The sequence below is a fragment of the Streptomyces nitrosporeus genome (assembly GCF_008704555.1).
Classification (GTDB): domain Bacteria; phylum Actinomycetota; class Actinomycetes; order Streptomycetales; family Streptomycetaceae; genus Streptomyces; species Streptomyces nitrosporeus.
This window is the reverse complement of record NZ_CP023702.1, coordinates 5876084-5899952: the sequence shown is the minus strand read 5'-3', so window position 1 is coordinate 5899952 and position 23869 is coordinate 5876084. Positions and strand designations below refer to the sequence as shown.

Annotated in this window: 17 protein-coding genes, 1 tRNA gene and 1 pseudogene; 10 read left to right on the top strand and 9 right to left on the bottom strand. The window is 70.1% G+C overall.

The features are described 5' to 3' along the window. Positions 1-90 precede the first annotated feature (90 nt). Genes CP967_RS26010 through CP967_RS25995 form a run of 4 tightly spaced genes read left to right on the top strand, consistent with a single transcriptional unit; the run spans position 91 to position 4479 of the window. The gene (locus CP967_RS26010; protein ID WP_150490305.1) at positions 91-1020 is read left to right on the top strand and encodes a branched-chain amino acid ABC transporter permease; all 930 of its coding nucleotides are present in this window, start codon (positions 91-93) and stop codon (positions 1018-1020) included. Positions 1021-1025: 5 nt separating this feature from the next. Beyond that, positions 1026-2825 carry a branched-chain amino acid ABC transporter permease gene (locus CP967_RS26005; RefSeq protein WP_150490304.1) on the top strand — a complete coding sequence of 600 codons (1800 nt, stop codon included), beginning with the start codon at positions 1026-1028 and terminating at the stop codon, positions 2823-2825. 5 nt (positions 2826-2830) lie between these two features. After that, complete coding sequence (locus tag CP967_RS26000; RefSeq protein WP_150490303.1) at positions 2831-3766, top strand: ABC transporter ATP-binding protein; 936 nt, start codon at positions 2831-2833, stop codon at positions 3764-3766. Further along, the gene (locus CP967_RS25995; protein ID WP_150490302.1) at positions 3763-4479 is read left to right on the top strand and encodes an ABC transporter ATP-binding protein; all 717 of its coding nucleotides are present in this window, start codon (positions 3763-3765) and stop codon (positions 4477-4479) included. The genes CP967_RS26000 and CP967_RS25995 overlap by 4 nt, the downstream gene beginning before the upstream one ends. 78 nt (positions 4480-4557) lie before the next feature. On the opposite strand, the gene CP967_RS25990 is transcribed toward CP967_RS25995, so the two are convergent. Then, the gene (locus CP967_RS25990) at positions 4558-5214 is read right to left on the bottom strand and encodes an ANTAR domain-containing response regulator (protein ID WP_150490301.1); all 657 of its coding nucleotides are present in this window, start codon (positions 5212-5214) and stop codon (positions 4558-4560) included. A gap of 100 nt (positions 5215-5314) precedes the next feature. On the opposite strand from CP967_RS25990, the gene CP967_RS25985 reads away from it, so the two are divergent. Both CP967_RS25985 and CP967_RS25980 read left to right on the top strand, forming a co-directional pair. Beyond that, positions 5315-5387: transfer RNA gene (locus tag CP967_RS25985), tRNA-Leu, on the top strand. 111 nt (positions 5388-5498) lie between these two features. After that, complete coding sequence (locus CP967_RS25980; RefSeq protein WP_150490300.1) at positions 5499-6278, top strand: helix-turn-helix domain-containing protein; 780 nt, start codon at positions 5499-5501, stop codon at positions 6276-6278. Between the two features lie 9 nt (positions 6279-6287). Here the strand turns inward: CP967_RS25980 and pyk are convergent, their stop codons facing one another. Further along, positions 6288-7721, bottom strand: coding sequence for a pyruvate kinase (gene pyk / locus CP967_RS25975; protein WP_150490299.1), 1434 nt, complete (start codon positions 7719-7721; stop codon positions 6288-6290). 294 nt (positions 7722-8015) lie between these two features. Here pyk and CP967_RS25970 point away from each other — a divergent pair, with 294 nt between their 5' ends. Beyond that, a complete protein-coding gene (locus CP967_RS25970) occupies positions 8016-9833 on the top strand; it encodes a bifunctional metallophosphatase/5'-nucleotidase (RefSeq protein ID WP_150490298.1) in 1818 nt (605 codons plus the stop codon). 133 nt (positions 9834-9966) lie between these two features. Here the strand turns inward: CP967_RS25970 and CP967_RS25965 are convergent, their stop codons facing one another. The 4 genes from CP967_RS25965 to CP967_RS25950 form a co-directional block, all read right to left on the bottom strand. Further along, entirely contained in the window at positions 9967-11385 is a 1419-nt protein-coding gene (locus CP967_RS25965) for a lysine N(6)-hydroxylase/L-ornithine N(5)-oxygenase family protein (RefSeq protein ID WP_150490297.1), read from the bottom strand. Then, positions 11382-12851 carry a pyridoxal phosphate-dependent decarboxylase family protein gene (locus CP967_RS25960; protein ID WP_150490296.1) on the bottom strand — a complete coding sequence of 490 codons (1470 nt, stop codon included), beginning with the start codon at positions 12849-12851 and terminating at the stop codon, positions 11382-11384. Before CP967_RS25960 ends, CP967_RS25965 begins: the two co-directional genes overlap by 4 nt. Before the next feature lie 238 nt (positions 12852-13089). Next, complete coding sequence (gene pepN / locus CP967_RS25955; RefSeq protein WP_150490295.1) at positions 13090-15636, bottom strand: aminopeptidase N; 2547 nt, start codon at positions 15634-15636, stop codon at positions 13090-13092. Positions 15637-15937: 301 nt separating this feature from the next. Next, positions 15938-16273 (bottom strand): chorismate mutase, encoded by a 336-nt coding sequence (locus CP967_RS25950; RefSeq protein WP_150490294.1) that lies wholly within the window; start codon positions 16271-16273, stop codon positions 15938-15940. A gap of 257 nt (positions 16274-16530) precedes the next feature. Here CP967_RS25950 and CP967_RS25945 point away from each other — a divergent pair. The 3 genes and pseudogenes from CP967_RS25945 to CP967_RS25935 all read left to right on the top strand — a co-directional run bounded on the left by CP967_RS25945 (position 16531) and on the right by CP967_RS25935 (position 20465). Further along, a pseudogene (locus tag CP967_RS25945) lies at positions 16531-18314 on the top strand (glycoside hydrolase family 35 protein). 130 nt (positions 18315-18444) lie between these two features. Next, entirely contained in the window at positions 18445-19356 is a 912-nt protein-coding gene (locus CP967_RS25940; RefSeq protein WP_150490293.1) for a hypothetical protein, read from the top strand. 50 nt (positions 19357-19406) lie between these two features. Further along, a complete protein-coding gene (locus tag CP967_RS25935) occupies positions 19407-20465 on the top strand; it encodes an ankyrin repeat domain-containing protein (protein ID WP_150490292.1) in 1059 nt (352 codons plus the stop codon). A 212-nt stretch (positions 20466-20677) separates the two neighbouring features. Here CP967_RS25935 and CP967_RS25930 read toward each other — a convergent pair whose 3' ends face one another. The 3 genes from CP967_RS25930 to CP967_RS25920 all read right to left on the bottom strand — a co-directional run bounded on the left by CP967_RS25930 (position 20678) and on the right by CP967_RS25920 (position 23581). Next, positions 20678-22360 carry a DEAD/DEAH box helicase gene (locus CP967_RS25930; protein WP_150490291.1) on the bottom strand — a complete coding sequence of 561 codons (1683 nt, stop codon included), beginning with the start codon at positions 22358-22360 and terminating at the stop codon, positions 20678-20680. A gap of 226 nt (positions 22361-22586) precedes the next feature. Beyond that, positions 22587-22790 carry a cold-shock protein gene (locus CP967_RS25925; protein ID WP_003969786.1) on the bottom strand — a complete coding sequence of 68 codons (204 nt, stop codon included), beginning with the start codon at positions 22788-22790 and terminating at the stop codon, positions 22587-22589. A 293-nt stretch (positions 22791-23083) separates the two neighbouring features. After that, complete coding sequence (locus tag CP967_RS25920; protein ID WP_150490290.1) at positions 23084-23581, bottom strand: pyridoxamine 5'-phosphate oxidase family protein; 498 nt, start codon at positions 23579-23581, stop codon at positions 23084-23086. Positions 23582-23869: the final 288 nt, after the last annotated feature.

Below are 23869 nucleotides of genomic sequence, written 5' to 3'. Positions count from 1 at the left end.
GGCACCCAAGCGCACGCACACAACCGCGCGGGAGCGCTACGAGCACTCCCGCGCGGTGCCATATCCGAACCACTCCACGGAGGCCCTGCGGTGAACGAACTGCCGCAACAGCTGGCCAATGGACTCATCCTCGGCGCGATGTACGGACTCATCGCGATCGGCTACACGATGGTCTACGGAATCATCCAGCTCATCAACTTCGCACACGGCGAGATCTTCATGATCGGAGGCTTCGGCGCCCTCACGGTCTACCTCGGGCTTCCGTCCGGACTCTCCCTCCTCGCCGCGATACCCCTCATGATCGCCGGCGGCGTCATCTGCGCCGTCGCCATCAGCATGGCCGCCGAACGCTTCGCCTACCGGCCCCTGCGCACAGCACCACGCCTCGCCCCCCTCATCACCGCCATCGGCCTCTCCCTCGCACTCCAGCAAGCCGTATGGATGTGGTACCCCGACGCCACCAAGGACCGCTCCTTCCCCCAGTTCAAGGGCGAAGGCATCGACCTCCTCGGCGCCACCGTCCAACGCGGCGACCTCTTCGTCCTCATCGCCGCCCCCGTCTGCATGCTCGCCCTCGGCCTCTTCGTCTCCAAGACCCGCACCGGCCGCGGCATGCAAGCGACCTCCCAGGACCCCGACACCGCCAAACTCATGGGCATCAACACCGACCGCATCATCGTCATGGCCTTCGCCATCGGTGCCGCGTTCGCCGCCGTCGCCGCCGTCGCCTACGGACTCAAAAACGGCCAGATCGGCTTCCGCATGGGCTTCATCATGGGCCTCAAAGCCTTCACCGCAGCCGTCCTCGGCGGCATCGGCAACATCTACGGCGCCATGCTCGGCGGCATCGTCCTCGGCGTCGCCGAAGCCCTCGCCACCGGCTACATGGGCGACATCCCCGGCATGGAACTCTTCGGCGGCGGAGGCTGGAAGGACGTCTGGGCCTTCGCCCTCCTCATCCTCGTCCTCCTCATCCGCCCCCAGGGCCTCCTGGGCGAACGAGTCTCGGACAGGGCGTGATACCCATGACCACCCACACCGCACCCGCCCTGCTCCCCCTGCCCACACCGGCAGCCCGCGCCATCACCACCACCGGCGCCGCCGCCGCCCTCGCAGGCACCTTCCTCGCCTGGACCTACACCTCCACCTTCCCCGGAGACCTCACCGTCACCGGATACCCCGGCGGACTCCAGGTCCTCACCCTCGTCAGCGCCACCCTCACCCTGCTCTACGCCCTCTCCGGCTACGGCATCAAGGGCCTGCGCTGGCTCACCCCCGGCGGCACCCACAGCCCCGTCAGACTCCTCGCCCTCGGCACCTTCGCCACCACCGCCTACACCGTCATCGCCGTCATCGTGAAGAAAGACGGCAACGGCAACCTCCTCGGCCTCGTCGAACTCGAACCCGGAGCCTGGATCAGCCTCGCCGGCGCACTCACCGCCGCCACCGCATCCCTCGCACTCCCCAGCGACCAGCCCCTCGACGAGACCACCACCCCCAGCGCACTCACCCGCTTCCGCAACAGCCTGAGCGCACCCGCACCCAGCCGCGCCGAAGCACTCCCCGCCTGGGCCGGAATCCTCATCATCGCGGTCTCCTTCGGACTGGGCCTCCACCTCCTCACCTACGGCATCGACACCGAATACGCCGAACTCTTCATCGGCTACCTCATCACCCTCGCCTTCGGCTTCACCGCACTCACCCGGGCCGGACTCATAGCCCGCCTCACCGCACTCACCACCGAACACCGCAACGTCACACTCGCCGCAGCACTCGTCGCCGCCTTCTGCTTCCCCTTCACCCAGCAGAACGAGCAGTACGCCCTCATCGGCGCGAACATCCTCATCTTCGCGACCGTCGCACTCGGCCTCAACGTCGTCGTCGGCCTCGCCGGCCTCCTCGACCTCGGCTACGTCGCCTTCCTCGGCGTCGGCGCCTACGCCGCCGCACTCGTCTCCGGCTCCCCCATGTCCCCCGTCGGCGTCCACTTCCCCTTCTGGGCCGCCGTCCTCACCGGAGCCGCAGCCTCCCTCATCTTCGGCGTCCTCATCGGCGCCCCCACCCTCCGGCTGCGCGGCGACTACCTCGCCATCGTCACCCTCGGATTCGGAGAGATCTTCCGCCTGACCGTCAACAACCTCAACGGCGTCAGCGGCCCCGACCTCACCAACGGATCCCAGGGCATCCCCAGCATCCCCGACCTCAACCTCTTCGGATTCGACTTCGGCATCAGCCACGACATCGGCGGCCTCACCCTCGGCCGGTCCGCCAACTACTACCTGCTGATGCTCCTCTTCACCGCCGTCGTCGTCCTCGTCTTCCGACGCTCCGGAGAATCCCGCATCGGCCGCGCCTGGGTCGCCATCCGCGAAGACGAGACCGCAGCCACCGCCATGGGCATCAACGCCTTCCGGCTCAAACTCCTCGCCTTCGCACTCGGCGCCGCCCTCGCCGGCCTCGCCGGAACCGTCCAGGCCCACGTCTCCTACACCGTCACCCCCGAGCAGTACCAGTTCGCCGGCTCCGCACCCCCCAACTCCGCCTTCCTCCTCGCCGCCGTCATCCTCGGCGGCATGGGAACCCTCAGCGGACCCCTCGTCGGCGCCGCACTCCTCTACCTCATCCCGGCCAAACTCCAGTTCATGCAGGACTACCAGCTCTTCCTCTTCGGCATCGCACTCATCCTCCTGATGCGCTTCCGCCCCGAAGGCCTCGTCGCCGACCGCAGGAAGAAACTCGAATTCCACGAGACCGGCCAACTCGACGTACCACCCGACACACCACTCACCGACCAGGCCGCCGGCACCACCAAGGCGGGGACGTGACCACCATGACCACGACCACAACCACCGTCCTCGACGCAAGCGGCGTCACCATGCGCTTCGGCGGCCTCACCGCCGTACGCGACGTCGACCTCACCGTCAACGCAGGCGAAATCGTCGGCCTCATCGGCCCCAACGGCGCCGGCAAAACCACCTTCTTCAACTGCCTCACCGGCCTCTACATCCCCACCGAAGGCAAAGTCAGCTACAAAGGCACCGTCCTGCCCCCCAAGCCCCACCTCGTCACCCAGGCAGGCATCGCCCGCACCTTCCAGAACATCCGCCTCTTCGCCAACATGACCGTCCTGGAAAACGTCCTCGTCGGACGCCACACCAGGACCAAAGAAGGCCTCTGGTCCGCCCTGCTGCGCCTCCCCGGCTTCACCAGAGCCGAGAACGCCAGCCGCGAACGCGCCATGGAACTCCTGGAGTTCATCGGCCTCGCGGGCAAAGCCGACCACCTCGCGCGCAACCTCCCCTACGGAGACCAGCGCAAGCTGGAAATCGCCCGCGCCCTCGCCAGCGACCCCGGCCTCCTCCTCCTGGACGAGCCCACCGCCGGCATGAACCCCCAGGAAACCCGCGTCACCGAAGAACTCATCTTCGCCATCCGCGACCAGGGCATCGCCGTACTCGTCATCGAGCACGACATGCGTTTCATCTTCAACCTCTGCGACCGCGTCGCCTGCCTCGTCCAGGGCGAGAAACTCGTCGAAGGCACCGCCTCCGAAGTCCAGAGCGACGAACGCGTCATCGCCGCCTACCTCGGCACCCCCTTCGAAGGCGCCCCCGGCGCCGAAGAAGCCGCCGAGGTCGAAGCCGCCGAAGCCGCCACCGCGGCCACAACCGCGAAGACCGGCACACCCGGAACCGGTACACCCGGAACCGGCACACCCACCGGGACCGACACCCGCACCGAAGAAGAAGAGGAGGACAACCGATGACCGCACTGCTCGAAGTCGAGGACCTCCGCGTCGCCTACGGCAAGATCGAAGCCGTCAAAGGCATCTCCTTCAGCGTCGAAGCCGGCCAGGTCGTCACCCTCATCGGCACCAACGGCGCCGGCAAGACCACCACCCTGCGCACCCTCTCCGGGCTCCTCAAACCCACCTCGGGACGCATCACCTTCGACGGCAAACCCCTCACCGGCGTACCCGCCCACAAGATCGTCTCCCTGGGCCTCGCCCACTCCCCCGAGGGACGCCACATCTTCCCCCGGCTGACGATCACCGAGAACCTCCTCCTCGGCGCCTACCTCCGCAGCGACAAAGCAGGCATCGAGAAGGACGTCCAGCGCGCCTACGACCTCTTCCCCATCCTCGGCGAACGCCGCAAACAGGCCGCAGGCACCCTCTCCGGCGGCGAACAGCAGATGCTCGCCATGGGCCGCGCCCTCATGTCCCAGCCCAAACTGCTCATGCTCGACGAACCCTCCATGGGCCTCTCACCGATCATGATGCAGAAGATCATGGAAACCATCGTCGAACTCAAGGCCGCCGGCACCACCATCCTGCTCGTCGAGCAGAACGCCCAGGCAGCCCTCTCCCTCGCCGACCAGGGCCACGTCATGGAAGTCGGCAAGGTCGTCCTCTCCGGCACCGGAGCAGACCTCCTCCACGACGAATCCGTCCGCAAGGCATACCTCGGCGAGGACTGACACCCGCCACACACACGAAGGAGGCCCGCCCCCGGTTCACCCGGGAGCGGGCCTCCTCCGTACACCCGCCGACAGCGCCTACTCCGCCGCCTTCTTCTTCTCCTCGGCATCCTCGATCAGCGCCTCCGCCAGCTGCTGCATCGACATCCGCCGGTCCATCGACGTCTTCTGGATCCACCGGAACGCCGCCGGCTCCGACAGCCCGTAATCCGTCTGCAGAATGCTCTTGGCCCGGTCCACCAGCTTCCGCGTCTCCAGCCGCTGCGCCAGGTCCGCGACCTCGTTCTCCAGCGCCTTCAGCTCCGCGAACCGGGACACGGCCATCTCGATCGCCGGCACCACGTCGCTCTTGCTGAACGGCTTCACCAGATACGCCATCGCCCCGGCGTCCCGGGCCCGCTCCACCAGCTCCCGCTGCGAGAACGCGGTCAGCATCAGGACCGGCGCGATGGACTCCCCCGCGATCTTCTCGGCGGCGGAGATCCCGTCGAGAACCGGCATCTTCACATCGAGGATGACCAGGTCCGGCCGGTGCTCCCGGGCCAGCTCCACGGCCTGCTGCCCGTCCCCGGCCTCACCGACGACCGAGTAGCCCTCTTCCTCCAGCATCTCTTTGAGGTCGAGACGGATCAGGGCCTCGTCCTCGGCGATGACGACGCGGGTCGTCATCGGCGGGACGTGCGACTTGTCGTCGCCGACGGTGCCTTCGGGCTGGGGTGACTCGGGCGTGGTCACGGGGCTCCTTGGTCAAGACAGGGGTGCTGCTCCCAAGAGCCTACCTAGTTACGGTATGTTTGAGGCACGGAGGGTCTTCGGTATCCTTCGTTTCGAAGGGGCCCCGGTAGCCCAGCGGTAGAGGCCATGGATTCAAAACCCATACAGCGTCGGTTCGAATCCGACTCGGGGCACTTCTCCTTCGATTCCAAGGTTGACCCGCATATTGGTGATCTTCACCCTTGCCGGTGAACGCCTCTTCGAATCCGGCACCCATTCGCGAATGTCGCACAAGACTTCACGGCATGGAACAGCACAATCCGTCGATACGTGACGAAGCGCTCGCCCTTTTGCGCAGCGGGGTCACCAACCGGGCAGCCGCAGAACTCCTCAACGTGCCTCGTGGAACGATCGGCTGGTGGCTACACGAGGACCGCAAACAACATGGAGTGCAGTACGTACGCCCTACCGATTGCCCCCTCTGCACAGGCCGCACCTTCGACCGGGTGGCTTACGCCTATCTACTGGGCCTGTACCTCGGCGACGGCCACATCGTCTCCAAGCCCAGGCAACATCACCTGTCGGTCTTCTGCGACAAGGCGTGGCCCGGAGTGATCGACGAAGCCGAGGCGGCCATGAGGCAGGTGATGCCCATGCCCCGCATCGGCCGACGTCATCGGGACGGCTGCATCGAGGTCAAGTCCTTCACAAGCCACTGGACTTGCCTTTTCCCTCAACATGGTCCGGGCAAGAAGCACGAACGTCCGATTGTGCTCGCCCCCTGGCAGCAGGACATCGTGGACGCCCACCCGTGGGAGTTCATCCGCGGCCTGATCCACTCCGACGGCTGCAGAAGCATCAACTGGACCACACGCCTCATCGGAGGTGAGCGCAAGCGCTACGAGTACCCGCGCTACTGGTTCACCAACGTCTCGGACGACATCCGCCGCCTGTACACCGACACCCTCGACAAGCTCGGCATCGAGTGGACCCACTGCACCCGTGCGGGCAAGGAGTACAACATCTCCGTAGCCCGACGGGCGTCCGTCGCCCTCATGGACGCTCACGTCGGGCCGAAGTACTGACGACGGCCGTCACGCCGGGCTGTCGTCCTCGCCGATGTGGTGCACCCGCACCAGGTTCGTCGTGCCGGCGACGCCCGGCGGGGAGCCGGCCGTGATGACCACCACGTCGCCCTTCTCGCACCGCCCGATGCGCAGCAGTTCCTCGTCCACCTGGGCCACCATCGCGTCTGTGGAGTCCACGTGCGGTCCGAGGAATGTTTCCACGCCCCAGGTGAGGTTCAGCCGGGCGCGGGTGGCTTCGTCGGGGGTGAAGGCGAGGAGGGGGATGGGTGAGCGGTAGCGGGAGAGGCGTTGGACGGTGTCGCCGGTCTGGGTGAAGGCGACGAGGTACTTGGCGCCGAGGAAGTCGCCGATCTCGGCGGCGGCGCGGGCGACGGATCCGCCCTGGGTGCGGGGTTTGTTGCGTTCGGTGAGGGGCGGGAGGCCCTTGGCGAGGATGTCTTCCTCGGCGGCTTCGACGATGCGGGCCATGGTGGCGACGGTTTCGACGGGGTAGGTGCCGACGCTGGTTTCGCCGGAGAGCATGACGGCGTCGGTGCCGTCGATGACGGCGTTGGCGACGTCGGAGGCTTCTGCGCGGGTGGGGCGGGAGTTGTCGATCATCGAGTCGAGCATCTGGGTGGCGACGATGACCGGTTTGGCGTTGCGTTTGGCGAGTTTGATGGCGCGCTTCTGGACGATGGGGACTTGTTCGAGGGGCATTTCGACGCCGAGGTCTCCGCGGGCGACCATGATGCCGTCGAAGGCGGCGACGATGTCGTCGATGTTGTCGACGGCTTGGGGTTTTTCGACTTTGGCGATGACGGGGAGGCGGCGGTTCTCCTCGTCCATGATGCGGTGGACGTCGTCGATGTCGCGTCCGGTGCGTACGAAGGACAGGGCGATGATGTCGGCGCCGGTGCGCAGGGCCCAGCGGAGGTCGTCGATGTCCTTGTCGGAGAGGGCGGGTACGGAGACCGCGACGCCGGGGAGGTTGAGTCCCTTGTGGTCGGAGACCATGCCGCCTTCGATGACGGTGGTGTGGACGCGGGGTCCGTCGACGTGGGTGACTTCGAGGGTGACGCGGCCGTCGTCGATGAGGATGCGTTCGCCGGGGGTGACGTCGGTGGCGAGTCCTGGGTAGGTGGTTCCGCAGGTGTGGCGGTCACCTTCGACGGGTTCGACGGTGATGGTGAAGTCGTCGCCGCGTTCGAGGAGTACGGGGCCTTCGGTGAAGCGGCCGAGTCGGATCTTCGGGCCTTGGAGGTCGGCGAGGATTCCGACGCTGCGGCCGGTTTCTTCGGAGGCTTTGCGTACGTGGTGGTAGCGCTGTTCGTGTTCGGTGTAGGTGCCGTGGCTGAGGTTGAGGCGGGCGATGTTCATTCCGGCTTCGACCAGTGCCTTGATCTGGTCGTATGTGTCGGTTGCGGGGCCCAGGGTACAAACGATTTTTGCTCGGCGCATGGTTCGACCCTAGACCTTACCTACGGGTAGGAAATTGGGTCTGTCTGACAGTCCAACATCCTTTTGGTGAAAGGTTATTGACAACTGTTTAGTTGTGCGGGCGGGTGCTCTTCTGAGCGGGGGCGGGGTGTTCCGGTGGGGCCGGGCGGGGTGCGGCGCCGGGGGGTGTGGCGGGGCGGGGGTGTCGCCGGTGGTCATCAGATCGCAACCTGTGCGGGGTGTTGCGGGGCGGGATGGCCGGGTCAGAATCTACGCGCGTTGTTCGCTCGGATGTACGTGGACGAGGAGTTGGGCATGGCGTTGAACCGTAGGGCGTTCCTGGGTGGTTCGGCTGTTGCCGGTGCTGGTGCGGCGCTGGCGGGCGGGGTGGTGGCGGGGCCTGCTGCCGCGGCCGGGGGCGAGGGGGTCGGGCAGGGGCGCGGCCGTCCGGCGAGGCGGTACTCGTTCACGGTGATGGGGACGACGGATCTCCATGGGAACGTGTTCAACTGGGATTACTTCACCGATGCGGAGTTCGACGACAAGGCGCACAACGATGTGGGTCTGGCGAAGATCTCGACGTTGGTGGATCGGGTGCGTGAGGAGCGGGGCCGGCGGAATACGCTGCTGATCGATGCGGGTGACACGATCCAGGGCACTCAGCTTTCGTACTACTACGCGAAGGTCGATCCGATCACGGCGAGGAGTGGGCCGGTGCATCCGATGGCGTCGGCGATGAACAGGATCGGTTATGACGCGGCGGCGCTCGGAAACCATGAGTTCAATTACGGGATTCCGTTGCTGCGGAAGTTCGAGGAGCAGTGTGATTTCCCGTTGCTGGGGGCGAACGCGCTGGATGCGAAGTCGTTGCGGCCGGCGTTCACTCCGTATGTGATCAAGCGTTTGCGTACGCCGCACGGTCGTGATGTGCGGGTGGCGGTTCTGGGGTTGACGAATCCTGGTATCGCGATCTGGGACAAGGCGAACGTGGGCGGGAGGATGGTGTTCCCGGGTCTTGAGGAGCAGGCGGCGAAGTGGGTTCCGAAGTTGCGTTCGATGGGTGCGGATGTGGTGGTCGTTTCGGCGCATTCGGGTTCGTCGGGTACGTCGTCGTACGGGGATCAGGTGCCGTATGTGGAGAATGCGGCGGGTCTGATGGCGGAGCAGGTTCCGGGGATCGACGCGATTCTGGTGGGGCACGCGCATGCGGAGATCCCTGAGTATTTTGTGACGAACAAGGAGACGGGGCAGCGGGTTGTTCTGTCGGAGCCGTTGAAGTGGGGGCAGCGGTTGACGTTGTTCGATTTCGATGTGGTGTGGGAGAAGGGGCGTTGGGTGGTCGAGAAGGTGGGGGCCCAGGTGCTGAATTCGAACACGGTGGAGGAGGATGCGCGGATCACGTCGTTGCTCGGGGATGAGCATGCGAAGGTGGTGGCGTATGTGAATCAGGTGATCGGTACGTCGGTGGCGGCGATGTCGACGGCGGATGCGCCGTGGAAGGACGAGCCGGTCATCGATCTGATCAATCTGGTGCAGGTGGAGACGGTGCGGGCGGCGTTGGCGGGTGGGGCGTACGCGGGGTTGCCGGTGTTGTCGCAGGCTGCGTGTTTCTCGCGTACGGCGGGGATTCCGGCGGGTGAGGTGACGATCAGGGATGCGGCGGGGTTGTATCCGTTCGAGAACACCTTGGAGGCGCGGCTGTTGACGGGTGCTCAGGTGAAGGATTATCTGGAGTATTCGGCGCGGTATTACGTGCGGACGGCTGCGGGGGTGCCGGTGGACACGTCGGCGCTGACGAATGCTGAGGGTATTCCGGATTACAACTACGACGTGGTGTCGGGTGTGTCGTACGACATCGATATCGCGCAGCCGGTGGGTTCGCGGATCGTGGGGTTGTCGTTCGAGGGGGCGCCGGTGGATCCGGCGGCGCGGTTCGTGTTCGCGGTGAACAATTACCGGGCGAGTGGCGGGGGTAATTTTCCGCATGTGCCGGGTGCGGAGCAGGTGTGGGCGGATTCGGAGGAGATCCGGAACACGATCATCGGGTGGGTGCGGGAGAAGGGGACGGTGGATCCTGCTGAGTTCGCTTCGGTGGGGTGGCGTCTGACGCGGGATGGTGTGCCGGTTTTCTGACCGGGTCGGTGTGGTGGCGGCCGTCTCCTCTTTCGAGGGGGCGGCCGCTTTCGTGTGTGCGGGTGCCGGGGTGCGGGTGCTGGGGTGGGGTTCTGGTGTGTGGGGCGGGGTGGGTCAGTGGTGGTGGGTGAGGTCAGTGGTGGTGGGTGAGGGGGGTGCGGGGCCGGTGCTGGCCGGGGATGCGGGGGGTGGGGTGGGGGGTGAGGCCGAAGGTGGTGAAGGCGGTGCGCTGCGGGAGGGGGTAGGGGTTGGTGCCGGTGAGGTTGTTGAGGATGGTGGCGCTGCGCCAGGCGGCGAGGCCGAGGTCGGGTGCGCCTACGCCGTGGGTGTGGCGTTCGGCGTTCTGTACGTAGATGTTGCCGGTGATGGCGGGGTCGAGGTCGAGGCGGAAGTGGGTGTCGATGCGGGGGCGGCCGTGGTCGTCGCGGCGGAGGTGGGGGGTGATGTGGGTGAGGAGGGTGCCGAGGGGGCGTTCGCGGTAGCCGGTGGCGAGGACGACGGCGTCGGTGGTGAGGGTGGTGCGGGTGTTCTGCTGGGTGTGTTCGAGGTGGAGTTCGATGCGGTTGCCGGTGAGGCGGCCGGCGGTGCGGACGGTGACGCCGGGGGTGAGGGTGGCGTCGGGCCAGCCTCCGTGGAGGGTGCGGCGGTAGAGCTCGTCGTGGATGGCGGCGATGGTGTCGGTGTCGATGCCTTTGTGGAGTTGCCACTGCTGGGGGACGAGGGTGTCGCGTACGTCTTCGGGGAGTGCGTGGAAGTAGCGGGTGTAGTCGGGGGTGAAGTGTTCGAGGCCGAGTTTTGAGTACTCCATGGGGGCGAAGGCCTGGGTGCGGGCGAGCCAGTGGATGCGTTCGGTGCCGTGGGGGCGGGCGCGGAGGAGGTCGAGGAAGATCTCGGCGCCTGACTGGCCGGAGCCGATGACGGTGATGTGGCCGGCTCTCAGGAGTTGTTCGCGGTGGTCGAGGTAGTCGGCGGAGTGGATGACGGGGAGGTGGGGGGTGTCGGTGAGGGGGCGGAGGGGTTCGGGGACGAAGGGGGCGGTGCCGATGCCGAGGGCGATGTTGCGGGTGTGGGTGCGGCCGGTGGTGCGGGTGGTGTTGTCGGGGTGGGTTCGGGTCCAGTCGACGTCGAAGTGGGAGTGGTCGGGGTTCCAGTGGATGGCGTCGACGTGGTGGTTGAAGTGGGTGGTGGGGAGTTGTTCGCTGACCCAGCGGCAGTAGGCGTCGTATTCGGCGCGGTGGATGTGGAACTGCTCGGCGAAGTAGAAGGGGTAGAGGCGGTCGTGGGTGCGGAGGTAGTTGAGGAAGGTCCAGGGGCTGGTGGGGTCGGCGAGGGTGGTGAGGTCGGCGAGGAAGGGGACCTGGAGGGTGGCGCCGTCGATGAGGAGGCCGGGGTGCCAGTGGAAGGCGGGGCGTTGTTCGTAGAAGGCGGTGGTGAGGGGTGGGCCGGGGGTGTGGTGGGCGAGGGCGGCGAGGGAGAGGTTGAAGGGGCCGAGGCCGATACCGGTGAGGTCGTGGATCCGGTGGGTGTTCTTGTGGGTGGCCGGCTCGGTCATCGGGGGTTGCTGCCTTCCGTGGTGGTGTGGGGTGCGGGGGTCCTGGGGGCGGGGGGTGCGGCCGGGCGGGGTGCGGGGGCCGGGGTGGTGCGGGTGCGGGTGGCTGTGTGGGTGACGAGGGTGAGGAGGCGGTGGTGGTCCTCGGGGGTGGTGTGGGGGTTGAGGAGGGTGGCTTTGAGCCAGAGGCGGCCGTCGGCGTGGGCGCGGCCGAGTACGGCGTGGCCTTGGTCGAGGAGGGTGCGGCGGATGGTGGCGACGTGGGTGTCGTCGGTGCCGGTGGGGCGGAAGAGGACGGTGCTGATGGTGGGGCGGGCGTAGAGCTGGAGGTGGGGGTGCTGGTCGATGAGGTCGGCGAGGTGGTGTGCGGTGGTGAGGGTGCGGTCGATGAGGTCGGCGAGGCCGTCGCGGCCGAGTGCTTGGAGGGTGACGGCGATCTTGAGGGCGTCGGGGCGTCGGGTGGTGCGCAGGGAGCGGCCGAGGAGGTCGGGGAGGCCGGCTTCGGTGTCGTCGTCGGCGTTGAGGTAGGGGGCGTGGTGGTGGAGGGGGGTGAGGTGGTGGTGGTCGGGGACGGCGAGGATGCCGGCGGAGGCGGGTTGCCAGCCGAGTTTGTGCAGGTCGAGGGTGACGGTGTGGGCGCGGTGGAGGCCGGTGAGGAGGTGGCGGTGGGTGGGGCTGAGGAGGAGGGGGCCGCCGTAGGCGGCGTCGATGTGGAGGTCGGCGCCGTGGGTGGTGGTGAGGTCGGCGATGTGGTCGAGGGGGTCGATGCGGCCGGTGTCGGTGGTGCCGGCGGTGGCGGTGACGAGGAGGGGGCCGGTGAGGGTGGTGAGGGCGTCGTGGAGGGCGGTGGGGTCCATGACGCCGCGGGGGGCGGGGATGACGACGGGGCGGGGCAGGCCGAGGAGCCAGGTGGCGCGGGTGATGCTGTGGTGGGCGTTGGCGGCGCAGATGGTCTGGAGGGGGCCGTGGCGTTCGCGGGCGAGGAGGAGGGCGAGTTGGTTGGCTTCGGTGCCGCCGGTGGTGATGACGGCGTCGGGGTGGGGGGTGTGGGGGTAGATCTCGGTGGCGAGTGTGCGGGTGAGGTCGGCTTCGAGGGCGGAGGCGGCGGGTGCTTGGTCCCAGGAGTCCATGGAGGGGTTGAGGGCTGAGGCGGCGAGGTCGGCTGCGGCGGCGAGTGCGAGGGGTGGGGTGTGGAGGTGGGCCGCGCAGTGGGGGTGGGCGGGGTCGGCGGCGCCTTCGGTGAGGGCGGTGACGAGGGTGCGCAGGGCGTGGTGGGGGCCGGTTCCGTGGTCGGGGAGGACGGGTCCGGTGGTGGTGCGGGTGTGGTGGGTGACGGTGTCGGGTCCGCCGGCGGGGAGGGGGCCGTTGCGGCGGGTGGCGCCGTCGTGGAGGGCGGTGAGGACGGTGTCGAGGAGGGGGCGCAGGTGGGTGGGGCCTGCGGTGCCGCCCGCGAGGGGTGGGGTGGGCATGGGTGGTGGGGTCCTTCGGGTGGTCGTGTCGGCTGGTCCGTGTTCTTCGGTTGGGGCCGGTTGAAAGGCAACCCTTAGCTCAACGATCTGGATCCGAAAGGGGTATGGGTGTTCGGTCGGTGGGGGGTGTGTCCTTCCGGGTGCCGTGGGTGTGCGTTTTCCGTATGTCTGTGCCCGGCTCCTCGTGTGGTGGGGGGCCGGGCACGGTTGCGGGGTGGGTGGGTGGGTGTGGGGCCGGTCAGGGGGTGGTGGTGGCTCGGCGTACGGCGAGGGCGCGGCGCAGGTCGTCGAGTTGGTCGGTGAGTTTGCGGTGGAGGGCGGGGGTGAGCCGGGGGTCGTCGAGGGCTGTGGTGCCGGTGGTGAGGTGGTCGGTGTCGATGGCGTGGGCGGGGAAGGCGTGGCGGCCGGCGGCTTCGGCGATGGCGGGGCCCCGGCGGGTGGCGAGGGCGGGTGCGTCGGTGTAGTAGCGGTGGACGTAGTCGTGGAGGAGGTCGCTCTGTTCGGGTTGCCAAAAGCCTTGGGCGGTGGCGGTGAAGAGGTAGTTGGACAGGGTGTCGTCGTGGAAGAGGGCGTTCCAGGCGGTGGCTTTGGCTTCGGGGGTGGGGAGGGCGGCGCGGCAGCGGGCGGCGCCTTCCTGGCCGGTGGCGCTGGGGTCGGCGGCGAGGTGGTGGTCGATGGTGGTGGTGTCGGTGGCGCCGAGGACGGCGAGGCGGGTGAGGATGCGCCAGCGGAGTTCGGGGTCGAGGTGTGGTCCGCCGGGGACGGTTCCGTCGTGGAGCCAGTCCTGGATGGTGTCGGGTTGGGTGGCGGCGTCGATGAAGTGGCGTACGGCGGTGAGGCGGAGGCCGGGGTCGGTGGTGTGGGGGGTGGTGTGTTCCCAGTCGTTGGGGGTGAGGCCTTCGGTGCGGCGGAGGAGGTCGCGGCAGAGGGCGGTGAGGGTGGTGAGTGCGGTGGGGCGTTCGGTGGGGGTGAGGTAGCGGTCGGTGATGTGGGTGTGGGCGAAGGTGAGGACGCCTTGGAGGAGGGCGAGGTCGGTTTCGTGGGGGAGGTGGGTGCGGGCGGCGGTGAGGTAGGTGGTGGGGTGGAGTTCGCCGTCGCGGACCATGTCGCGGGCGGTGTTCCAGATGACGGCGCGGGTGAGGGCGTCGGGGATGGCGGAGAGGTGGGTGAGGGCGGTGTTCCAGGAGGTGGGGTCGAGGCGGATCTTGGCGTAGGTGAGGTCGTGGTCGTTGGGTACGACGAGGGCGGGGCGGGGGCCGGGGCGGGTGGTGGGGGTGTGTTGGGGGATGTCGAGTTCGAAGTGTTCGCGGGGGGCGAGGCGGGTGGTTCCGGTGTGGGTGTCGAGGGTGTGGTCGTAGGCGCCGACGGCGATGCGGTGGGGGCGGGTTCCGGTGTGGTGGACGGTGAGGGTCCAGGTGTTCCGGGTGGTGTCGGTCTGTGCGGTGAGGGTGTCGGGGCCGGTGGTGCGGAGCCAGTCGGTGGCCCAGGTGTGGACGTCGCGGTCGGTGGCGGTGGCGAGGTTGTCGATGAAGTCGGCGAGGGTGGCGTTGGCGAATTTGTGGCGGGCGAAGTGGGTGTTGATGCCTGCGAGGAAGTCCTTCTCGCCGAGCCAGGTGACGAGTTGGCGGAGGGCGGAGGCGCCCTTGGAGTAGGAGATGCCGTCGAAGTTGAGGAGGGCGGAGGCGGTGTCGGGTACGGCGTCGGGGTGGGGTGCTACGGGGTGGGTGGAGGGGCGTTGGTCGGCGTCGTAGCCCCAGCCTTTGCGTGAGACACCGAATTCGGTCCAGGTGCCGGTGAAGCGGGTGGCTTCGGTGAGGGTCTGGTAGCCCATGTACTCGGCGAAGGACTCGTTGAGCCAGATGTCGTCCCACCAGGTGAGGGTGACGAGGTCGCCGAACCACATATGGGCCATCTCGTGGGAGATGACCATGGCGCGGGTCTGGCGTTCGGTGTCGGTGACGGCGGAGCGGAAGACGAATTCGTCGCGGAAGGTGACGAGTCCGGGGTTCTCCATGGCGCCGGCGTTGAATTCGGGGACGAAGGCCTGGTCGTAGGAGTCGAAGGGGTAGGGCTCGTCGAATTTCTCGTGGTAGCGGTCGTAGCAGGCGCGGGTGAGGGTGAGGATCTCGTCGGCGTCGGTGTCGAGGTGGGGGGCGAGGGAGCGGCGGCAGTGGATGCCGAAGGGGATGCCGGCGTGGTGGGTGGTGACGGAGTGCCAGGGTCCGGCGGCGACGGCGACGAGGTAGGTGGAGATGGGTGGGGTGGTGGTGAGGGTCCAGTGGCCTTCGGCGGTCCGGGTGGCGGTGCCGTTGCCGAGGACGGTCCAGGCGGGGGGTGCGGTGACGGTGATGTCGAAGGCGGCTTTGAGGTCGGGTTGGTCGAAGGCGGCGAAGACGCGTTGGACGTCGTCGAGGAAGAGCTGGGTGTAGAGGTAGGTCTCGCCGTCGGCGGGGTCGGTGAAGCGGTGCATGCCCTCGCCGGTGCGTGAGTAGCGCATCGTCGTGTCGGCGGTGAGTTCGTGGGGGCCGGCGGTGAGGCCGTGGAGGGGGTAGCGGTTGCCGTCGAGGTGGTGGGGGTCGAGGGGCTGTCCGTCGAGCGTGAGGGTGTGCAGGGTCTCCGGCTTGAGTTCGACGAAGGTGTCACCGGGGGTTCTGGCGGTGAACCGGATGGTGGTACGGGAGCCGAAGGTGTTCTCGCCGGTGGTGAGGTCGAGGTCGACGGTGTACCGGTGTACGTCGATGAGGTGGGCACGGGTCTGCGCTTCGTCGCGCGTCAGTACGGACATGGGGGTCATGCTGCCGTACGGGCTGTGGTGCGGGGAGGCGGGTTCACGCAGGGCTGACGGGGGTCGGCCGGGTGTGGTGGCGGGGTTCGCGCCTGCTGTGCCGGGCCCGCTCCCCCGTGCCGGGGTTCACGTCCCGCGTGCTGGTCCCGCGCCCCCTGTGCGGGGGCCCCGGGTCCACGTGCCGGGGGCCGGGTCCACGTGCTCCGTGCTGGTCCCGCGCCCCCCGTGCCGGGGTCCGGGTCCATGTGCCGGGGGCAGGCCCACGTGCTCCGTGCTGGTCCCGCGCTCCCCGTGGCGGGGTTCAGGCCTGTGTGCCGGGGGTTCCGTTGCCTGTCTGTTCGGCGATGCGCTCGTGGTGGCGGATGACCTCGGCGACGATGAAGTTCAGCAGTTTCTCCGCGAACGCCGGGTCGAGTCTGGCGCTCTCCGCGAGCTGGCGGAGCCGGGTGATCTGGCGTGCTTCGCGTGCGGGGTCGGCGGGCGGCAGGTGGTGTTCGGCTTTGAGGTGGCCGACCTGCTGGGTCGCCTTGAAGCGCTCGGCGAGCATGTGGACGACCGCGGCGTCGATGTTGTCGATGCTTTCGCGCAGGCGGTTCAGTTCCGCGCGTACCGGCTCGTCGATCTCGTTCATGGTCATGGAGCTTAGACGTATCGGGGCGGGTCCTGCCGGGGTGTCCGGTGCGCGGAACCGGGCCGGGCGGGCCTCCGGCCCCGCTCCCTCCTGCACCGGTGGATCCCTGCGCCGGTGGGCCCCTGGTCCGGTGGGCCCCTGGTCCGGTGGGCCCCTGGTCCGGTGCGTCCCTGGTCCGGTGGTCACGCCCCGTGGACGGCCGGGCCGTCCGGGGGCCAGTCTGGGGGCCGGTTCCCGATCGGTGGACAGGAGTGCCCGGCACGATGACCGGTTTCGCGGTGGTGGACGATGGTTTCTCCCTGGACGGCAGGCCGTTCCGGCTGTTGTCGGGTGCTCTGCACTATTTCCGGGTCCATGAGGCGCAGTGGACGCACCGGCTGGCGATGCTGCGTGCGATGGGTCTCAACTGCGTGGAGACGTATGTGCCGTGGAATCTCCATGAGCCGTCGCCGGGTGTCCTCCGTGATGTGGGGGCGCTGGGGCGTTTCCTGGACGCGGTGCGGGGGGCCGGGCTGCTGGCGGTCGTACGGCCGGGTCCGTACATCTGTGCGGAGTGGGAGAACGGCGGGCTGCCCGCGTGGGTGACGGGCCGGTACGGGCGGCGGGTGCGGACCCGGGACGCCGGGTACACGGCGGCGGTCGCGCGGTGGTTCGGGGAGCTGCTGCCGCAGGTGGCGGAGCGCCAGGTGACGGCCGGCGGGCCGGTGGTCATGGTGCAGGTGGAGAACGAGTACGGCAGTTACGGCTCGGACCTGGTGTATCTGGAGGAGCTGGCCGCCCTGGTGCGGCGGTGCGGGGTGACGGTGCCGCTGTTCACCTCGGACGGGCCGGAGGACCACATGCTGTCGGGTGGTTCGGTGCCCGGGGTCCTCGCCACGGCGAACTTCGGTTCCGGGGCGCGTGAGGGGTTCGGGGTGCTGCGCCGGCACCGTCCGCACGGGCCACTGATGTGTATGGAGTTCTGGTGCGGCTGGTTCGGGCAGTGGGGGGTCGAGCCGGTGGTGCGGGACGCGGCCGGGGCGGCGGAGGAGCTGCGGGAGATCCTGGAGTGCGGGGCGTCGGTCAATGTGTACATGGCGCACGGGGGACGAGTTTCGCGGGGTGGGCGGGCGCGAACCGTTCGGGGCCGTTGCAGGACGGGGCGCTGCTGCCGACGGTGACCTCGTACGACTACGACGCGCCTGTCGACGAGTACGGGCGGGCCACCCCCAAGTTCTGGGCGCTGCGCGAGGTGCTGGCGGAGTACGCGGAGAGGCCGCTGCCCGATCCGCCGCCCGCGCCGGCCGGGCTCGCGGGGCCGGTGCGGGTCAGCCTGTCGGAGGGGGCGCCGTTGTCCGGGGTGCTGGCCGCCCTGGGCGATCCGGAGTCCGGCCCGCACGGTGTCCCGCCGACGTTCGAGGACCTGGGGGTGGACCGGGGGCTGGTGCGGTACGAGGTGCGGGTGCCGGGGCCCCGGCGGCCGTACCCGCTGGGGGTCGCGGGGTTGCGGGACCGGGCGGTGGTGTACGTCGACGGGGTGCGGGCCGGGGTGCTCACCGAGGAGGACCACACCCTGCCGGAGCCGGTGGCGGGTCCCGCCCGGGTCGAGTTGTGGGTGGAGTCGCTGGGGCGGGTCAACTACGGGCCGCGGCTGGGTGAGTCCAAGGGCATCACGGGCGGGGTGCTGCACGAGCGGCAGTTCCTGCACGGGGTGCGGGCGCGGGCGCTGCGGCTGGACGCGTTCGGGGAGCCCGGTGCGGTGGAGGGGGTGCCGTTCGGTGATGTGCGGGAGGCGGGTCCCACGGGTCTGTTCCGGGGGTATGCGGAGCTGTCCGGGACCGCGGGCGCCGGCCATGCCGGGCTCCGGCTGCCCGGCTGGACGCGGGGGTTCGCCTGGGTGAACGGTTTCTGTCTGGGCCGTTACTGGTCGGCGGGTCCGCAGCACACCCTGTACGTCCCGGGTCCGGTGCTGCGTGAGGGCACCAACGAGGTGTGGGTGCTGGAGCTGGAGGGGGCGGGCGGCCCGGTGCTGGAGCTGGGGCCGGGGGTGCCGGTCCGGGAGGGCTGACGGTCCGGTCCGGTCTCCGGGGGCGGCCAACCCTCCGGTCCCCCGGTGCGTCCTCCTTCGCGTGAGGGTGTGTCCGCCCGGCGGGTGTCCTGTCGTGGGGCGGCCGGTGGCGGTGAGGGAGGGCGGGGACATGGGTGAGGGCGGGGCCGGTGCCGGCGGCGGGCCGGTGGTCCGTGGTTTCCCGCATCTGGAGACGGTCCGCTCCGCGATCACCGCGCTGTACCGCCGGCTGTCTCCTGAGGGGGTGGCCCGTTACGCCACCGGTATCGCCCCGGAGGACGTGGCGTTCGGCGACGCGGACGACCTGTATCCCGGCGCGCAGCGGGTGGCGGGCGCGCTGGTCCGGCACCTCCGTCTGCCGCGGGCCAGGGTCGTGGTGGGGTTCCGGCGGATGGAGCACGCCGCCGCGGTCGAACTCACCGCGGGGCCGGAGTACTTCGTCGAGCTGAACGACCGTTTCCGTACCCACCGGCGGGATGTCGGCGCGGCGCTGGCCCATGAGGTCACCCATGTGCTGCTGCACCGGCTGGGGCTGGAGTTCCCCGGTGAGCGGGACAACGAGATCCTCACCGACACGGTGACGGCCTATCTCGGCGCGGGGTGGCTGCTGCTGGACGCGTTCCGGCAGGACGCGGTGTCCAGCCAGAAGCTGGGTTACCTCACGCCGGAGGAGTTCGGGTACGTCCTGGCCAAGCGGGCGCTGGTCTTCGGTGAGGATCCGTCGGTGTGGTTCACCAGCCCGCAGGCGTACACCGCGTACACCGTGGGCCGGGCCGAGGCGCTGCGTGATCTGCGCCGGCCTCCGCTGCGGGGGGCGGGGCGGGCGGACCGGTGGCGTTACGCCCGGGAGCGGCGTGAGGCCCGGGGCCGCTTGGGCGGCCCCGGGGAGGCGGGGGCGGAGTACGTGTTCACGGGCGGGCCGGACGGGCTGCGGGTCGCTTTCTCCTGTCCGGTCTGTCATCAGCGGGTGAGGGTCCCGGTCCGGGGGTGGGTGCGGGCGCGGTGCGGGCTGTGCCGGACGGTGCTGGAGTGCGACACCTGAGGGGTGGGCCGGGAATCCGGGGAGGACCGGTGCCGCCGTAGGGTCGTTGTATGACGAACGACCTTGTCGGAGCCGACCGCGGCCTGTTCGAGGCGCTGTACGAAGGTGAGAACGCCGTCGTGCGGGCGCTACGGGCCGGTGCGTCCCCGGACGCCCGTGACGAGGACGGCACGGCCGTGCTGTACCGGGCGGCCGTCGAGGATCTGCCGGGGACGGTGCGGCTGCTGCTCGCCGCGGGGGCCGACCCCGACGGGGGCGGCGGTCCGGGCCGGGGCGACCTGCCGCTGTGCGGGGCGGTGTGCGGTGGTCACACCGAGGTGGTGGAGGCGTTGCTGGCGGCCGGGGCCGGCCCGGATCTGCGGGAGGACTTCGATTTCACCGCGTTGCGCTGGGCGGCCGGGCTGGGGCGGGCGCGGATCGCCGAGCTGCTCCTGGCCCACGGTGCGGATCCGGATCTGCCCGGCCCGCAGGGTGAGTCCCCGCTGGTGGTCGCCGCGCGGCGCGGTTCCCCGGCGACGGTGCGGGCCCTGTTGCGGTACGGCGCCTCGGATCTGCGTCCCGCGCTGGAGGAGGCCCGGCGGTTGCTGGCGGTGGACGTGGCGGACGAGCTGCGCCGCGCCCTGATCGCCGCACACGGGCCCGGTCACCGGAGTACCGTACGCCGTTCCCCGGTGCCGGGCGGGGTGCTCGTCACGGTCGAACTGCTGCGGGACGGTGTGCCGTTCGCGGGTCAGGACCAGGAGACGGGGCACGGGGCGATCGCGACGCTGCTGGAGGAGGAGCTGGGGGCGCGGGCCTCGTTCGAGGAGCTGGCCGGGCGTGCCCTGCGGGGCGGGGACCAGGATCTGGACGACTGGCGGGAGGTGGTGCGGGTGCTGCGGCTGCGCGGTGACGAGGAGACGTTCCAGGCGGCGTCGGCGTGGGCGGCGAGCGCGGATCCGTCACGGCAGATGCTGGGCGCGCAGGTGCTGGCGCGGCTCGGTTTCCGTGGGGGTGCGAAGCCGTTCGCGGCCCGTGCGGTGCCGTTGCTCCAGGTCCTGGCCCGCGACGCCGTCCATCCGGCCGCGGCCGAGACGGCGGAGCGGGCACTGGCCGCGTACGGGCCGTAGGGCCCGGCCCTCCACGGCCTCGGGCCCGTGGGCCGGGCGCCTTCCCGGGGCCGGGCGGCGGGTACTCCGCCGTGGCCCGGGAGGGACGCCGTGGCCCGGGAGGAACGCCGTGGCCCGGGAGGTCTTGTGGACACGCGGCCGCCCGGCGCGGGGGCGTCCGGTGTTCCGGCGCCTCCCGTTCCGGGCGGCTGTGTACGAGCGGCGGGGTACGGTCAGGCGGCCCGGCGGTTCCGGCCCGGGGCTCCCCCGGTGCCGCCGGACGCGGCCCGGCGGGCCGATCCGCCCGCGCCGCCACGCGCGCCGCCCCGGGTGCCGGCGGTGCCCGTGCCGGTGCGTGCCGTGCCCTGGGCGCCGGTGCGGGTGGTGCCGCGGCCGGTGCCGCCGCCCTGCGGGGTGCCGGCGGCGGCGCTCGTGCCCGTGCCGCCTCCCGTGGAGCGGCGGCGGCCGCGTCCTCGGCTGCCCGAGCGGGCGGCGCCGGTGCCGGTGGCGCCGGTGCGGGTGCGGGCGGCCGGCGGGGTGGGCTGCGGCACCTCGATGACGACGGCGACGCCCGACGGCTCGCGGGCACCGGTGATCCGGGCGAGCTCCTCGTCGGAGGAGGTGATCCGGGTGGTGCGCGGTGTGATGCCCGCGTCGGCCATCAGCCGGGTCATGTCCCGCTTCTCCGCGGGCAGCACCAGGGTGACGACGCTTCCGGACTCACCGGCGCGCGCGGTACGCCCGCCGCGGTGCAGGTAGTCCTTGTGGTCGGTCGGCGGGTCCACGTTGACGACCAGGTCGAGGTCGTCGATGTGGATGCCGCGGGCCGCGACGTTGGTGGCGACCAGTGCGGTGACCTGGCCGTTCTTGAACTGGTCCAGGGTGCGGTTGCGCTGCGGCTGGGACCGGCCGCCGTGCAGGGCGGCGGCGCGGACACCGCTGGCCAGCAGCCGCTTGGCGAAGCGGTCGGCGGCGCGCTTGGTGTCGACGAACATGATCACGCGTCCGTCGCGGGCGGCGATCCGGGCGGCGACGGCCTTCTTGTCCGTCTCGTCCGCCACGTGCAGCACGTGGTGCTCCATGGTGACGACCGCGCCGGCCGACGGGTCGACCGAGTGCACCACCGGGTCGGTGAGGAACATCCGGACCAGCCGGTCGATGTTCTTGTCGAGGGTCGCGGAGAACAGCATCCGCTGCCCGTCGGCCTCGACCTGCTGGAGCAGTCCGACGACCTGCGGCATGAAGCCCATGTCGGTCATCTGGTCGGCCTCGTCCAGGACCGTGACGGAGACCTCGTCCAGCCGGCAGTCGCCGCGCTCGATGAGGTCCTTCAGCCGGCCGGGCGTGGCGACGAGGACCTCCGCGCCGCGGCGCAGCGTCCCGGCCTGCCGGCCGATCGACATGCCGCCGACGACGGTGGCGACACGCAGGTTGACGGAGGTGGCGTACGGCGTCAGCGCGTCGGTGACCTGCTGGGCGAGTTCCCGGGTGGGGACGAGGACGAGGGCCAGCGGGGCGTGCGGCTGGGCGCGGCGGCCGGCGGTGCGGGCGAGCAGGGCCAGGCCGAAGGCGAGGGTCTTGCCGGAGCCGGTGCGTCCGCGGCCGAGGATGTCACGGCCGGCCAGCGAGTTCGGCAGGGTGGCGCCCTGGATGGGGAACGGCTCGGTCATGCCCTGGGCCGCGAGGGTCTTCAGCAGCGCGGCGGGCATGTCCAGGTCGGCGAATGCCTCGACGGCGGGCAGGGCGGGGGTCACGGTCTCCGGCAGGGCGAAGTCGCCGCCCTGGGCGGGCACGGACTTGCGGCGGGACGGGCCGCCGCGGCTGCCTCCCCGGGTGCCGGTCTGTGCCCGGCCGGTGCCGCGGCCCTTCGCGGGGCGGCTGCCGTCGGTTCGGTTCTGGCGTTCGAAACGGGTCATACGGAAATTCCCTCCTGGGGGATTCCTGGGTGACTGCCGACTGCTGCGGACCGCCGACTGCTGTGGACTGCTGGATGTGCGCCCCAGGATGCGAGCACGGAGCAGTTGTCCCGGAATGCGGGAACTCCCGGTACGGGGGACCGGGTGGGGGTGAGTCGGAGACAGCACAAACCGGGGCCCGCACCTACACGGTGCGGGCCCCGGCTGCGAGGTACGCGTCCGGCGATCAGGCCGGGACGATGTTCTCCGCCTGCGGGCCCTTCTGGCCCTGCGTGACGTCGAAGGAGACCTTCTGGCCCTCCTGGAGCTCACGGAAGCCCGAGGTGGCGATGTTGGAGTAGTGGGCGAAGACGTCGGCGCCGCCGCCGTCCTGCTCGATGAAGCCGAAGCCCTTTTCCGAGTTGAACCACTTCACGGTTCCAGTAGCCATGTCATTCTCCTAAAAGAGGTGCAGTGCCGGAAATCCGCACTTTACGGATTCCAAGTCGCCGCATTAGCCCCACCCGGAGAAAGCCGGAAAACAATAATGCGCCTGAGGAGAGTTCCCGTCAGGCGCACATAAAGTTCATGGGTACCAAAACTGCAACTCGGTAACCGTAGCACGTCCGGCGCCCGAGCGGCGGATCGGAGTGGGCCGGCGTGTCTCCGGGCGTGTCGTGCGGCCCCGCCGCGGGGCCGGGACCGGTGTGCGGACCGGCCCGGTCCGCCGTCGGGCCGGATACGTCACATCTCCCGGGGCGGGCGCTCGTCCCCGCCCCTGCGCAGGGTGCGCAGCCGGTGGCCGGGGCGCCACACCTGGAGGACGAGATCGTCGCCGTCGGTCCTGGTGCGGAGGACCTCCTGCGGTTCGGCGCGGAAGAGGAGGAACGGCTCGGGGGGTGACACGTCCTGGACGAAGCGTGCCAGGACGTCCGGGTCCGTCACCTCGACGGCCCGCCCGGAGATCCTCACGTCTCCGCCGGACATCGAGTCGTCGGGGCCGGGGTTGGCCTGGAGGGCGAAGCGCGGGTCCCGCCGCAGGTCGAGTGCCTTGCGGGAGCCCGGCATCATGCCGAGCCACAGTTCGCCCCGGCCGAAGGTCGCCTCCAGCCCGGTGACCCGGGGCGAGCCGTCCTCGCGCAGGGTGGCCAGCACGTGGTGCCGGTACCGCTCGAACCTCTCGCGCACCGTGTCGGCGAAGGCCGGCTGGTCGGTTCGGAAGTCTTCCCAGGAACGTGTCATGAGCCCATGGAACAGGGTGATCCCGACACCTTCTGTCGGGATTTCCCGTGTTCCTTCCGTGCCGTCCCGGCGGAGCGTCCGGGCGGGGGCGGGCCGGGGCCTTCGCCGACGGCCCGTCAGGGGCCCGGGGCGGGCCGGGCCTTCGCCGACGGCCGTCAGGGGCCCGGGGCGGTCCCGGACCGGCCGGTGGCCGACGGGACTCGGGGGCGGCGGCGCGGCGCCGGGGCCCGGCGACCCGGCTGCGGGCCGTTCACCGGCGTTCGCTATGTTGAGCGCCGCCGCGCCCCG

Bases quoted from the DNA above. Each gene is read 5' to 3' on its own strand.
- CP967_RS26005 (WP_150490304.1), top strand. From the start codon at position 1,026: ATGACCACCCACACCGCACCCGCCCTGCTCCCCCTGCCCACACCGGCA.
- CP967_RS26000 (WP_150490303.1), top strand. From the start codon at position 2,831: ATGACCACGACCACAACCACCGTCCTCGACGCAAGCGGCGTCACCATG.
- CP967_RS25995 (WP_150490302.1), top strand. From the start codon at position 3,763: ATGACCGCACTGCTCGAAGTCGAGGACCTCCGCGTCGCCTACGGCAAG.
- CP967_RS25980 (WP_150490300.1), top strand. From the start codon at position 5,499: ATGGAACAGCACAATCCGTCGATACGTGACGAAGCGCTCGCCCTTTTG.
- pyk (WP_150490299.1), bottom strand. From the start codon at position 7,721: ATGCGCCGAGCAAAAATCGTTTGTACCCTGGGCCCCGCAACCGACACA.
- CP967_RS25970 (WP_150490298.1), top strand. From the start codon at position 8,016: ATGGCGTTGAACCGTAGGGCGTTCCTGGGTGGTTCGGCTGTTGCCGGT.
- CP967_RS25965 (WP_150490297.1), bottom strand. From the start codon at position 11,385: ATGACCGAGCCGGCCACCCACAAGAACACCCACCGGATCCACGACCTC.
- CP967_RS25960 (WP_150490296.1), bottom strand. From the start codon at position 12,851: ATGCCCACCCCACCCCTCGCGGGCGGCACCGCAGGCCCCACCCACCTG.
- pepN (WP_150490295.1), bottom strand. From the start codon at position 15,636: ATGTCCGTACTGACGCGCGACGAAGCGCAGACCCGTGCCCACCTCATC.
- CP967_RS25950 (WP_150490294.1), bottom strand. From the start codon at position 16,273: ATGACCATGAACGAGATCGACGAGCCGGTACGCGCGGAACTGAACCGC.
- CP967_RS25940 (WP_150490293.1), top strand. From the start codon at position 18,445: ATGGGTGAGGGCGGGGCCGGTGCCGGCGGCGGGCCGGTGGTCCGTGGT.
- CP967_RS25935 (WP_150490292.1), top strand. From the start codon at position 19,407: ATGACGAACGACCTTGTCGGAGCCGACCGCGGCCTGTTCGAGGCGCTG.
- CP967_RS25930 (WP_150490291.1), bottom strand. From the start codon at position 22,360: ATGACCCGTTTCGAACGCCAGAACCGAACCGACGGCAGCCGCCCCGCG.
- CP967_RS25925 (WP_003969786.1), bottom strand. From the start codon at position 22,790: ATGGCTACTGGAACCGTGAAGTGGTTCAACTCGGAAAAGGGCTTCGGC.
- CP967_RS25920 (WP_150490290.1), bottom strand. From the start codon at position 23,581: ATGACACGTTCCTGGGAAGACTTCCGAACCGACCAGCCGGCCTTCGCC.